The sequence below is a fragment of the Aliiglaciecola sp. LCG003 genome, assembly GCF_030316135.1.
Lineage (GTDB): Bacteria > Pseudomonadota > Gammaproteobacteria > Enterobacterales > Alteromonadaceae > Aliiglaciecola.
Genome location: NZ_CP128185.1, coordinates 3,185,265 through 3,197,710, shown reverse-complemented (window position 1 = coordinate 3,197,710; position 12,446 = coordinate 3,185,265). Strand labels below are relative to the sequence as shown.

The 12,446-nt window shown below is 43.0% G+C and carries 10 protein-coding genes; 7 read left to right on the top strand and 3 right to left on the bottom strand.

Features of this window, described 5'->3' with window-relative positions:
- Nucleotides 1-53 precede the first annotated feature (53 nt).
- The 6 genes from queA (at nt 54) to QR722_RS13940 (ending at nt 7,039) form a co-directional block, all read left to right on the top strand.
- The gene (gene queA / locus QR722_RS13965; RefSeq protein ID WP_286283515.1) at nt 54-1,094 is read left to right on the top strand and encodes a tRNA preQ1(34) S-adenosylmethionine ribosyltransferase-isomerase QueA; all 1,041 of its coding nucleotides are present in this window, start codon (nt 54-56) and stop codon (nt 1,092-1,094) included.
- Nucleotides 1,095-1,264: 170 nt separating this feature from the next.
- Nucleotides 1,265-2,377 (top strand): tRNA guanosine(34) transglycosylase Tgt, encoded by a 1,113-nt coding sequence (gene tgt / locus QR722_RS13960; protein WP_286283513.1) that lies wholly within the window; start codon nt 1,265-1,267, stop codon nt 2,375-2,377.
- Nucleotides 2,378-2,399: 22 nt separating this feature from the next.
- Nucleotides 2,400-2,735, top strand: coding sequence for a preprotein translocase subunit YajC (gene yajC, locus QR722_RS13955; RefSeq protein ID WP_286283512.1), 336 nt, complete (start codon nt 2,400-2,402; stop codon nt 2,733-2,735).
- A 58-nt stretch (nt 2,736-2,793) separates the two neighbouring features.
- Complete coding sequence (gene secD, locus QR722_RS13950) at nt 2,794-4,638, top strand: protein translocase subunit SecD (RefSeq protein ID WP_286283511.1); 1,845 nt, start codon at nt 2,794-2,796, stop codon at nt 4,636-4,638.
- 9 nt (nt 4,639-4,647) lie between these two features.
- Complete coding sequence (gene secF / locus QR722_RS13945) at nt 4,648-5,589, top strand: protein translocase subunit SecF (protein WP_286283510.1); 942 nt, start codon at nt 4,648-4,650, stop codon at nt 5,587-5,589.
- A gap of 256 nt (nt 5,590-5,845) precedes the next feature.
- The gene (locus tag QR722_RS13940; protein WP_286283509.1) at nt 5,846-7,039 is read left to right on the top strand and encodes a GGDEF domain-containing protein; all 1,194 of its coding nucleotides are present in this window, start codon (nt 5,846-5,848) and stop codon (nt 7,037-7,039) included.
- Between the two features lie 87 nt (nt 7,040-7,126).
- Here the strand turns inward: QR722_RS13940 and suhB are convergent, their stop codons facing one another.
- Nucleotides 7,127-7,900, bottom strand: coding sequence for an inositol-1-monophosphatase (suhB, locus tag QR722_RS13935; RefSeq protein ID WP_286283508.1), 774 nt, complete (start codon nt 7,898-7,900; stop codon nt 7,127-7,129).
- Between the two features lie 132 nt (nt 7,901-8,032).
- Nucleotides 8,033-10,549: a PilZ domain-containing protein gene (locus QR722_RS13930; protein WP_286283507.1), complete on the bottom strand. Its 2,517-nt coding sequence runs from the start codon at nt 10,547-10,549 to the stop codon at nt 8,033-8,035.
- A gap of 110 nt (nt 10,550-10,659) precedes the next feature.
- Between QR722_RS13930 and radA the strand changes: the two genes are divergently transcribed.
- On the top strand, nt 10,660-12,024 hold the full coding sequence (gene radA, locus QR722_RS13925) for a DNA repair protein RadA (RefSeq protein ID WP_286283506.1): 1,365 nt from the start codon (nt 10,660-10,662) through the stop codon (nt 12,022-12,024).
- 20 nt (nt 12,025-12,044) lie between these two features.
- On the opposite strand, the gene QR722_RS13920 is transcribed toward radA, so the two are convergent.
- On the bottom strand, nt 12,045-12,401 hold the full coding sequence (locus QR722_RS13920; protein WP_286283505.1) for a PilZ domain-containing protein: 357 nt from the start codon (nt 12,399-12,401) through the stop codon (nt 12,045-12,047).
- Between the last annotated feature and the right edge of the window lie 45 nt (nt 12,402-12,446).

The window sequence follows — 12,446 nt, the reverse complement described above, 5'->3', positions numbered from 1 at the left end:
GCAGGTATATTTTTTAATACGTAAAATAGTGGTAATTATATTTGGAATTTGCTATGAAATTATCTGATTTTGACTTCGAACTACCTGAGCATTTAATCGCTCGATACCCAATGAAACAGCGCAGTGCAAGCAGGTTGCTGCATCTTCAAGGCAAATCAGGAAAGGTGCAGCATAAAAAATTCACCGATCTAATCGATTTAGTTGAGCCCGGTGATTTACTTATCTTTAATAATACCCGAGTGATACCCGCGCGCATGTTAGGGCAAAAATCTACTGGCGGAAAAGTAGAAGTATTAGTTGAACGTATTATCGATGACAAAACCATCTTGGCCCATGTGCGCGCGAGCAAATCACCGAAACCCGGAACTCAATTGTTGATGGAGGACCACATCAAGCTTGAAATGCTCGGTCGCAAAGATCAACTATTCGAATTAAAAGTGTTAAACGACGAGCCTATACTTACCTTGCTAGAGCAATATGGCCACATGCCATTGCCACCCTATATAGACCGTCCCGATGAGTTCTCTGATAAAGAACGCTATCAAACCGTATACTCTGAAAAGCCAGGCGCTGTTGCCGCCCCTACGGCAGGCTTGCACTTTGATGAACAAACATTACAGACTCTCAAGCAAAAAGGAGTAGGGATCAAATTTGTCACTTTACATGTCGGTGCCGGAACCTTTCAGCCCGTGCGGGTCGAGAATATAGTAGAGCATCACATGCATTCTGAATATGCCGAGGTGCCACAAGATGTGGTAGATGCAATTATCCGCACCAAAGAAAGTGGAAAACGCGTGATTGCGGTGGGTACTACTTCAGTACGTTCTCTGGAGTCTGCTGCCCACGCTTCTATCAAACAAGGAAAACCCCTTGCGGCATTTTTTCAAGATACCGATATATTTATTTATCCCGGTTATCAATTCGAAATTGTTGATGCCATGCTGACCAATTTTCATCTGCCTGAGTCAACTTTGCTGATGTTAATCAGTGCATTCGCCGGACGAGATCAAGTTATGAACGCCTACCAACAAGCCATTGAACAAGAATATCGTTTCTTTAGCTACGGTGACGCTATGTTTATCGAAAAAATGTAACTTAGAGTCTCTTTATAAGGCCCTGAAAACTTTACGGTTTACAGGGCTTTTTTAATATTGCGAAGAGAAATCGCATTTGCTGATTTAAGCATCGCTATTATTCCTTTATAATCCCCGCTGTTTTTCAGCCCTGGACTGTCTTCCGGGTCGCAGAATGAATAAGGTTTAAAATGAAATTTGAATTAGACAATACAGATGGAAAAGCCCGTCGCGGCAGACTCATCTTTGAACGCGGTACGGTTGAAACCCCAGCCTTTATGCCTGTTGGTACTTACGGTACGGTAAAAGGCATGACACCAGAGGAGCTGGAAGAAACAGGCGCTCATATTTGTTTGGGTAATACCTTTCACTTAATGCTACGTCCAGGCACTGAGATCATGAAGCAGCATGGTGATTTGCATGATTTCATGCATTGGCACAAGCCGATTCTTACCGATAGCGGTGGTTTTCAGGTCTTTAGCTTGGGCGATTTAAGAAAAATCACCGAAGAAGGGGTGACGTTTCGCTCGCCTATCAATGGCGAAAAAATTCTATTAACCCCAGAAAAATCCATGGAAGTGCAGCGGGATCTTGGCTCTGATATTGTGATGATATTCGATGAATGTACCCCTTACCCTGCCACTGAACCTGAAGCTCGCCGGTCAATGGAGTTATCTTTACGCTGGGCGAAACGCAGTAAAGCCGCTCATGAAGGAAACCCCTCTGCATTATTTGGTATTATCCAAGGGGGTATGTATGAAGGCTTGCGCGATCAATCATTAAAAGGGTTGGAAGATATCGGTTTTGACGGCTATGCCATCGGTGGTTTGTCTGTTGGAGAGCCTAAAGAAGATATGATCCGTGTACTGGATCATACTACCGATAAAATCCCTGCAGACAAGCCTCGCTACCTTATGGGAGTTGGGCGACCAGAAGATATCGTAGAAGCCGTTCGACGTGGTATCGATATGTTTGATTGTGTGATGCCAACCCGAAATGCCAGAAATGGACATTTATTTGTTACCGATGGGGTGGTTAAGATCCGAAATGCTAAACATAAGACGGATATTGGCCCCTTAGACGAAAAATGTGATTGTTACACTTGTAAAAATTATTCACGGTCATATCTACATCACTTGGACAAGTGTAATGAGATCCTAGGTGCGAGACTAAACACTATCCATAATCTGCGCTATTATCAGCGGGTTATGCAAGGTTTACGGGACGCAATTGCTGAGCAAAAGCTTGAGCAGTTCGTCATAGAATTTTATACACAAAAAAATATGCCGGTACCGGCACTATAACTAAAAAAGATAAGAGGAACTTATGAGTTTATTTATTTCGAACGCTTATGCTCAGGAAGCCGGTGGCCCAGCGGGTGGTGGTTTTGAGATGCTGATTTTATTGGGTGTTTTTGGCTTAATATTCTATTTCATGTTGTATCGCCCACAGGCTAAACGTGTAAAAGAACATAAAGCATTAGTCAATTCAATCGGTAAAGGTGATGAAGTACTCACTCAAGGTGGCATGGTCGGCAAAGTCACTAAAGTCTCTGATGAAAAAGACTTCATAGAAATCGCGTTGAATGACAACACTAATATCGTCATTCAAAAAGGAGCGGTTTCAGCGGTTCTGCCTAAAGGCACCATGAAATCAATTTAAAAGATGAACAGGCAAACTTAGGTTTGCCTGTTTCGTTTATGTAGTGAAGGAAAGCTAAGTGTTAAATCAAACTCCTCTTTGGAAGTACATTCTGGTGTTGCTGGTGATAGCCGTCTGCACTTTGTATGCTTCCCCCAATCTGTATGGCGAAGATTACGCCGTTCAGATTTCTGCTGGCAGAGATGCAGTGGTAGACACCAAGTTAATGGATCGCGTTAACGGGCAATTGGCAGAAGCCAATATCGATAAAAAAGCCATAGTGCTAGAGAACAACCAGATACTCGTGCGCTTGAAAAACGATAGTGATCAACGCTTAGCACGAGAAAAACTAGAAGTCGCGCTAGGTGAAGATTATTACGTCGCTATGAACTTAGCCCCTGACACGCCTGAATGGTTAGCCGGCTTGGGTGGCACACCGATGAAGCTTGGTTTGGATTTGCGCGGTGGTGTGCACTTCCTAATGGAAGTGGATATGAACTCGGTAGTCACTAAAACGTTAAAAGACATGGAAGGGGATTTCAAAACCTCATTGCGAGAAGAAAAAATTCGTTACCGCCGTGTCAGTATCGTTGATGAAACTGTGCATATTCAGTTTCGTGATAGCGAAACCTTGGACAAGGCAGAATTTTTCTTAAAAAATCGCAACCGTGACATGACACTGACTCAGCAGGGCGACTTACTACTCGTTGCCAGTATGTCAGAACAAAAATTAACCGAAATTCGTGATTACGCGGTAAAACAAAACATCACCATTATTCGTAATCGTGTCAACCAACTTGGTGTGGCCGAACCGCTAGTTCAGCGTCAGGGTGCTGAACGCATTGTGGTGCAGCTGCCTGGTATTCAAGATACCACTCGTGCTAAGCAAATTCTGAATGCAACAGCCACCCTCGAATTCAAAATGGTCGACTTGGAACATGATGTTCGTGACGCCCTCAACGGCCGTATTCCTCCTGGAACTGAATTAATTGAAGATCGGCAAGGTGTGCCACAATTGCTTCAAGATAAGGTGATGCTCGAGGGTAGCCATATCATTGATGCCAATAGCGGAGTTGACGAATATGGTATGCCTAAAGTGTCTATTTCATTGGATTCCGCTGGCGGAAGTAAGATGTCTTTGGCCACCAAAGGAAATATTGGTAAGCCAATGGCAACGGTTTTCATTGAATACAAAGCCACTGGTGAGCGTGATGAAAACGACAAACTCATTTTCGTACCCAAACGTGAACTTATCAATCAGGCGACTATTCGTGCTCAGTTAGGCAGTCGATTTGAAATTACCGGCTTAGATTCACCCAAAGAAGCAAGAGATCTAGCGCTGTTGTTGCGAGCTGGAGCTTTGATTGCACCAATTACCATAGTAGAAGAGCGGACTGTTGGGCCTAGCCTAGGTCAAGAAAATATCGATTTGGGAATGCAGGCTATAATTTGGGGCTTTGTACTGGTTCTGGCATTTATGCTGATGTATTACAAAGCTTTTGGTTTAGTCGCTAATATTGCGCTTGCGGTTAACTTAGTGATGATTGTCGGTGTAATGTCAATGATACCCGGTGCCACCCTGACGTTGCCGGGCATGGCAGGCATAGTATTAACAGTCGGTATGGCGGTTGATGCAAATGTGCTGATATTCGAGCGGATTAGAGAAGAGTTACGGGACAGTCGTACGCCACAGCAAGCTATTCATCATGGGTATGACAGTGCATTCTCGACTATTTTAGACGCTAACATCACGACTTTCATTGCGGCAATCATTTTGTTTGCCGTTGGTACAGGTCCTATAAAAGGCTTCTCAATTACCTTGATGATCGGTATTTTGACGTCAATGTTTACCGCAATTATCGTTACCCGCGCCATTGTCAATGGTGTATGGGGCGGTAAGCGTCTAAACAAGTTATGGATTTAGGAGCGGGAAATGAGATTTTTTAAAATGAAAGAAAGCATCGATTTTATGTCGATGCGTATACCCGCCATGATTTTTTCTGGTTTGCTAATCGTTGCTTCCTTAACCTCTTTGGCCATTAATCAGCTCAACTGGGGGTTGGATTTTACCGGTGGTACTCTGATTGAAGTGGGGTACGACAAACCTGCTCAGTTAGACAGTATTCGCTCTCAGTTAGATGTCGCCGGTTTTGGCGATGCGGTTGTGCAAAACTTTGGTAGCAGTGAAGATGTACTTATTCGCCTTTCACCCCGTGATGGTGTAAAAGCAGAAGAAGTCGGCGATCAGGTACTAGCAACCTTACGTGCATCTGGTGATGCGGTAGATATGCGGAGAATTGAATTTGTTGGCCCTAATGTAGGAGAAGAGTTAGCTGAGCAGGGTGGATTGGCCATGTTGGTTGCGCTGATTTGTATTCTTATCTATGTCGCAATGCGTTTTGAGTGGCGCTTTGCATTAGGCTCGGTAATTGCTTTGGCACACGATGTTATTCTCACCTTGGGATTGTTCTCCGTATTGCAAATTGAGTTTGATTTAACCGTTCTAGCCGCAGTATTGGCCGTGATTGGATACTCGTTGAACGATACTATTGTTGTTTCGGATCGTATTCGTGAAAACTTTCTGAAAATTCGTAAAGGTGAGCCAATTGATATTATCAATACCTCATTAACGCAAACTTTGAACAGAACCATCATAACCTCACTAACCACCATTTTGGTGTTGTTAGCGTTGTTTTATAAAGGTGGAGCATTGATTCATGGTTTTGCTACAGCCTTGCTATTTGGTGTAGTCATTGGTACTTACTCGTCAATTTATGTGGCTAGTCTTGTCGCGCTTATGTTAGGAATAAGCAAAGAAGACTTAATGCCTACAGTCGTTGAGAAAGAAGGTGCTGATTTAGACTCTTTACCTTAGCCTCATCAGATATAAATTATTTTAAGCCGGGCATGCCCCGGCTTTTTTATGCTGCGAACATAGCGCAAGCCCAATTAGATATATTTGCTTGAAAATGCTGTGTTGAGGGATAGGTAAGCTTATGATGGAATCATGCTGTTTATGTGAGGGCACACAGATGAACGAGCAGGGGTAAAAGACTTAATTAAAAATGACATTTAACAAGCGCCAAAAAATAGACTAACCTTTATTACATAAGAATAACTATTGGCACCGAGTGGAAAACCTGTCTGCAACTTACCTACTAACCGTGTTGTTAGCCACAAATAGTGGAATTGCATTTGCGCTACTAGCCTTGGTGCCTTCAAATCAAACACAGCATAATAACTACTCCATAAGATATTTCAGGTTGTTTTTCTTATTCTCCCTGTTCGGTTACGCATCTTATGTGCTTCGTGCGGTGCTGATACTAGAAGTGTCTGTAGGCCTGACGAATTGTTTATTGCTATTTGCCATGTATTGCATTGTATTCGGTTTAAGATGGCGCTTGAAGCTAGATAACCATATATTTTACTGGCCAGTGATAGGTCATATTGTGGTTTTTACTGCTTTACAGGTCACCTTGAGTCATTATTATCAAGACAGTATGTTGCTGCGTCTGCTGTTTTTCTACATCAACTTAGTCGCGGTGTTACTCTACGCCTTTGCCTTATTGCATCGAAATCGCAAAGAAGAGCGACATACTTCCAAACCATTGAGTTTAGCAATTGTACTTACTACTTTGGGGATCATGCTTTTCCCCATTTTGTATTTATCCAGCGTCGATGAAGTAGACTTCTTAAACTTGTTATTGCTGATTCAAAATATGATTGTGCCTATGATGTTCGGTACGATTTACTTTTTGCTGTATGAAGATGCATTATATTTAGCTAAAGAAAGTGCCAGTCAGGACCCTGTTACTGGAGTATATAACCGACGATTTTTCATGGAGCAAGCTAATCGTTTTTTACACGCCGCCAAACGACACCAGTTTCCAGTTTGCATTATTTTATGTGATTTAGATCGGTTTACTGATGTAGCAGATAAATATGGCCAATTTGCCAGTGATGAGGTTATCGCGTCGGTGGCAGATATTATTCGTGAGCAGATGCGTGTCGAGGACTTTATTGCTCGTTTTGGCAGCAAAGAGTTTGTCCTACTGCTGCCACAAACTAGACAGGCTGGCGCAATGCTTATTGCTGAACGCATCCGTATACAAATTGAGGCATTGCAATTGAGGTATGAGCAGCAATCGATTTCATTGACGGCCAGTCTTGGGGTGACCAGTATTCATCAATCAGCCGATATCGAAACGAGTCTAAAGTCTGCCGATTTGGCGCTGAGAAAGGCCAAACAAAAAGGCTACAATTGTGTTGAATTTATAGATTCCCCCACTGTACGGCCGCAAGCATTCATCGAACCTGATGAATGACAGTATGGGTGAGTTCGAAATAATTTGTATCTACCACTAAAAAGGGAGGCTTTTGCCTCCCTTTTTTATTAGATTAGTAGTTACTGTCTACTTTAAGTGTTTCACCAATGCTTGAACCACTCTTGGGTTTCCAGCAACAATTTCACCTTTATACAAGGGGTCATTGCCGCCACTGAAGTCTGTCACCAAGCCACCAGATTCACGCACCAGTAGTTCACCTGCTGCAACATCCCAGGGTTGAAGACCACGCTCCCAGTAGCCATCAAAACGTCCGGCTGCTACATAGGCTAAATCCAGAGCAGCAGAGCCGCCACGGCGAATATCACCACATTGCTTAAATATATTACTAAAGCGTTGGATGGCTTGCTCAGCATCATCTTTGGCTTTAAAAGGAAACGCCGTGGCCAAAACTGTGTTATTGAGGTCTCTGGCGTTACTTGCACGAATACGGAATCCATTCAATTGCGCACCACCACCCTTGCTGGCGGTAAATAACTCACCTCTGATGGGATCAAAAACTACGGCTTGGTCTATACGACCTTTGTGCATTAATGCAATGGATACGGCAAAATGAGGGATGCCTTTGATGAAATTAGTGGTGCCATCCAATGGATCGATAATCCATTTGTAGTCTTCATCTCCTTTAACCAAACCACCTTCTTCACCGATGAAGCTATGGTCTGGATAAGATTGCTGAATTTTGTTGATTATCGTAAATTCGGCTTCTTTGTCAATTTTAGTAACAAAGTCATTTTCACCTTTTTTCTCGGTTAATAAGTCGCCACGGTTTTCAAACCCACGAGTAATCACGTTACCTGCAGCGCGCGCAGCGCGCACAGCAATATTCAGCATAGGATGCATATAATTCCACCAATTTTAAAAGAACAGGAGCTACAAACCAGAAACTGGATTGCACAAAATTTCGCCGCGTATTCTAGCAGTTTTTCATTTTGTTGCAATTAAATTCTGCTAGAAACTAGCTTTTGCTAATCATTAGGTTTTGAGTAGATGCTCGACTTCAGTGGTTTTCACTTTGTGATAAGCGGGCGTTATCTGATTGTTTTTTATCAGTGCATGAGAGAAGTGATGGCGGATCATAACCTCGTCAGTGACATCAATCAGGTCCCCCACGCCAACGATGTTCCACAATTGCTCTTCTAGCAATTTAGCTCGATGTATAGCGTACACTGCTACGTAGCTCAACTCCGACTGCAGTTGTTCCAAGTCAGGTCGGCCTGCTCTAGCAAGGAACACTTTAATGGCAATAAATTGGCCGGCTAATAACGCTTCAGAAATAAAACTTTTACGCTCTTTATCACCATGGAATTGATCAGCAAAGCGGCTTTTTACTGCTGCAGATGAACTGTCTTGGCTTGGGTCGAAAGCAACAAAAATTTCGCGCATAACAGGTTTGTCATTGGTTTTGATTTTTTTCAAGGTGTACTGGATGAAATCTAACTCGACGCCATAAGTAGAGTACAAAAAGTCTAATTTAAACTGGCCTGGCTCGGCGTTGAAAGCCAATAAGGTATTTACCCGACTGTTAGGCGCGCTGGTAACCAAGGCGTCAGGCAGGAAATCCACACCTTCTTTACGGATGAAAAAGGCGGTGTTAAGGACATTTTTAGCATATAAGTTCCGTAACGCATTACCAATGCCAGGGATTTCTTCCTCTTCTTTGTATGCCTTTAACTTAGAGCGATTGTTGCGAATTAATTCGTCAAAGAACTTCTGCGCAGTTTTATTGGCGGAGTCTGTAACCGCATGCAAATGCAGTACGTTTCTATCATAGGAAATCCCACGAACTTGATAGGGTAGGTTGATCAAGTCATATTTTTTGGTGACGTTTTGCAGTGTTGGAAAACTCAAATCGACAAAATCATTCTCAACCCCATGGAAGAAGCTATTGAGTTCAACGCGCAACCCATGAATAGAGATGTCTTCACTATTGCCTTCTATAGTGACGTCGCCAATTTTTAATGATACTTTGCTACGCAATTGATAGCGGGTCTCTTTGCGTTGATTATGGTATTTAAAGCGAAACATCTGTACTGCAACAGGCACTTTGTTTCGCGGGTGGCCAAATACTCTTAGAGCTGAAATCTCACTCCTGCGGATGGGAATACGCTCATATGTCTGGGTACCCACTTCATCGGTAATATCAGTGAGCAACGCAATATGTTTAACATTCTTGATACGTGCCATAAGACGAGGAGCGGGGGGTTGATTCTGGCGTTTAACCGCACTGCTAATCGAATCGGGAATGGATAAGGGGATATGAGCCTGAGCTAAGGTCATATCGGTGATCTGTAATTTAAATACTCGCCAACTGGCTTTGCGGGATCCATAACCTAAGAACACTTTCATTAGGTCAGGGCGCTCAAACAACTCTTCTTGAGAGGCCGAATAAAAATATATTTTTTCGTCTTTTACGTGATTAAACGCGTAAAGTACTGTTTCTCTTGGACCCTCTTGAAGAGCTATCAGTCTTTCAAGCCGACTATGGTTGATCATATAACCAATGCGCAACTCAAATTGTTCATCACTCCAATAATATAAAGGATCCTTATTACTATCATTGATTAACGCATATTTGGGTTTGTGCAGACCATTAATTGTCTCGATGTACAAAGGCACTGAGGTAAAGTTAGGCGTGAAATATTGTTCGTAAGTTTTTAATTTGATGGCGGAGAGGGTGTTATCCATGTTCACTTTGTAGCGACGCTTATTACCATGGATAAATTTCTCAAAAAACTCTTCAAAGGCATGAGATGCATGCTCATTGTTTTTTTGTAATGATAGTCGCTGTTCTTTTTTATTGGTTTCCACATCGACAATGGTGTAACCCACACCGGCTTTTCTATCGATGGCATACTCACCTTCCAAACCGCGGAACTGGACGGTGATCCGTTCGCCGACTTTGAATAAATGTTCATTCGCCAATTTTATCTTTAAGCCACTGACGGAGACATCAATAGTTGTTGCTTGTAAGCTCTTGTTTAGATCCGTAAACATTTCGATATTGATAGCGAAATTCATCCGCTCTTCACAGCGCTTTGCATAATTACCAAACATTAATGCGGGGGCTTGATGGGGATGTTTTTCGCTAGATGGATGACCTTCTTTTTCTGCTTTTTCCGCCTTCTCACGCTGCTTTTGGTAAATCACTCGATAACTATTTTCGGTACTAATTACCGCCTCATACACTCCCATGGTGTACTCACCAAATAAGCGGACCTGACGTTCGAATACATCAATCGCGGTGTCATCGAGGAAATGGGACTTGCCCTGATAGGTATATTCGCGACAAACACCTGAAACTTGTCCACGTAAATCCACCACCCGCAAACAGGGGCGGGCAAGACGCTTCAATTCCATTTTTATCAGGAAGCGCTTTTGCTTTGGTACATCGGAAGCTACCTGCGACAACACCTGATTAAACTCAGGTTCATTGATCATAGGTTTAAGCTGTTCGATAATGTCTTGGAATTCTGTTAAATCTTGACTCATGCCACTAAAAGTTCGTTATGGTTAATCTGTCAGTATGATATTCTGTTATCGGCAATGATTGCATAACCTTTGACATCAACTCACTCTAATTTAATGTAGTTCAATTACTTATGGCAAAACGTAAAACCGCTTTTGTATGCTCCGATTGTGGAGCAGAGTTTCCTCGCTGGCAAGGACAATGTAACGACTGTTTAGCGTGGAATACTATTTCTGAGATTGTACTCAGTTCTGAAAAACATGCACCCGAACGCAATTTAAAGGGTTACGCTGGGCAGACTCAAGCGAAAGTAGAAACCCTGGATAAAATAGATTTACAAGCTCTTCCTAGATTCAGCGCTGGATTCAAAGAGTTAGATAGAGTCTTGGGTGGTGGTGTAGTGCCGGGTGCCGCCATGCTGATTGGGGGGTCTCCTGGTGCGGGTAAGAGTACCCTATTGTTGCAAGTTATGTGTCACCTAGCCGCGGCTAAAAATACCCTATATGTCACGGGTGAAGAATCCCTACAACAAGTTGCAATGCGTGCTCAACGACTCAGCCTGCCGACATCTCAACTAAAAGTGTTAGCCGAAACCAACATCGAAACCATTTGCGAGCTGGCATTGCAGCACAAGCCGCAGATCATGGTGATTGATTCTATACAGGTGATGCATGTCAATGATGTTACTTCCGCCCCTGGCAGCGTGTCACAAGTACGTGAAAGTGCGGCCTTTTTAACCCGCTTTGCTAAACAACATCATATCGCCATGTTTTTAGTTGGTCATGTAACCAAAGAAGGTAACCTGGCGGGCCCCAAAGTACTTGAACACTGTATCGATTGCTCCATGATGCTTGAAGGGGAAAGTGATAGTCGTTATCGAACCCTCAGAGGCAATAAGAATCGTTTTGGTGCAGTCAACGAGCTTGGCGTGTTTGCCATGACAGACAAAGGCTTAAAAGAAGTCAGCAATCCGTCCGCGATTTTCTTAAGTCGCGACGAAATGCAATCTCCCGGCAGCATAGTTATGGTGATTTGGGAGGGGACTCGACCTTTGTTAGTGGAAATACAAGCCTTGGTTGATTATTCGCAAATGGCTAATCCACGCCGCATAGCGGTAGGTTTGGAAACCAATCGACTGGCTATGTTATTAGCAGTGTTGCATCGACATGGTAATGTTCAAATGAACGACCAAGATGTATTTGTAAACGTCGTGGGCGGAGTCAAAGTTACCGAAACCAGTGCAGATTTATCCTTATTGCTAGCGATGATCTCTAGCTTTAGGAATCAGGCATTACCGCGGGAATTAATTGCGTTTGGCGAAGTGGGATTGGCAGGCGAAATCAGACCGGTGCCAAATGGCACTGAACGGATCCAAGAAGCGGCTAAGCATGGCTTCAAAAAGGCTATAGTGCCCAAAGGTAATAAACCTAAACAGACTATTGCTGGCATTGAAGTTATTGCTGTTTCGCGCTTATCAGAAGCGTTGGAAGCACTTTAATTAATGGGTGGCGCTGGTTGTTAGTGTGCAATCAGCGCTTGGATTTCCCGGTGGAGTAATTCATCGTCAGCTAGATTAAGCTCAACCAGACGGCGTAATTTAGTAATGCTTTCTATATCTAGTTGCTGAGCACTAAAGCCTAAAGAATGGTTGGCATTGTGTGCAATTGTTCCTCGCATCACAATATTATTGTTCACACCTTGTATATCAATATCTAATTCAAAGTCACGTTCCAAATCACCCTCGAAATCGTCAGGGTAAGCAATTAGCGCCCCCTTGAGTGATATATCGAGCACCGTTGTCTGCCAAACATTATGATCTTGGATGAGCAGCGCTGAGGCAGAAAATAGCACTCGATTAAAATGTCGTTTTTCCATGATTTGCACTAGCTAAGTAATGTTTCATTATAGTTAAGCACAAAA

Excerpts from the sequence above, each read along its gene's own strand:
- secF (WP_286283510.1), top strand. The coding sequence starts at position 4,648 with ATGAGATTTTTTAAAATGAAAGAAAGCATCGATTTTATGTCGATGCGT.
- suhB (WP_286283508.1), bottom strand. The coding sequence starts at position 7,900 with ATGCATCCTATGCTGAATATTGCTGTGCGCGCTGCGCGCGCTGCAGGT.
- QR722_RS13920 (WP_286283505.1), bottom strand. The coding sequence starts at position 12,401 with ATGGAAAAACGACATTTTAATCGAGTGCTATTTTCTGCCTCAGCGCTG.
- QR722_RS13930 (WP_286283507.1), bottom strand. The coding sequence starts at position 10,549 with ATGAGTCAAGATTTAACAGAATTCCAAGACATTATCGAACAGCTTAAA.
- radA (WP_286283506.1), top strand. The coding sequence starts at position 10,660 with ATGGCAAAACGTAAAACCGCTTTTGTATGCTCCGATTGTGGAGCAGAG.
- tgt (WP_286283513.1), top strand. The coding sequence starts at position 1,265 with ATGAAATTTGAATTAGACAATACAGATGGAAAAGCCCGTCGCGGCAGA.
- yajC (WP_286283512.1), top strand. The coding sequence starts at position 2,400 with ATGAGTTTATTTATTTCGAACGCTTATGCTCAGGAAGCCGGTGGCCCA.
- queA (WP_286283515.1), top strand. The coding sequence starts at position 54 with ATGAAATTATCTGATTTTGACTTCGAACTACCTGAGCATTTAATCGCT.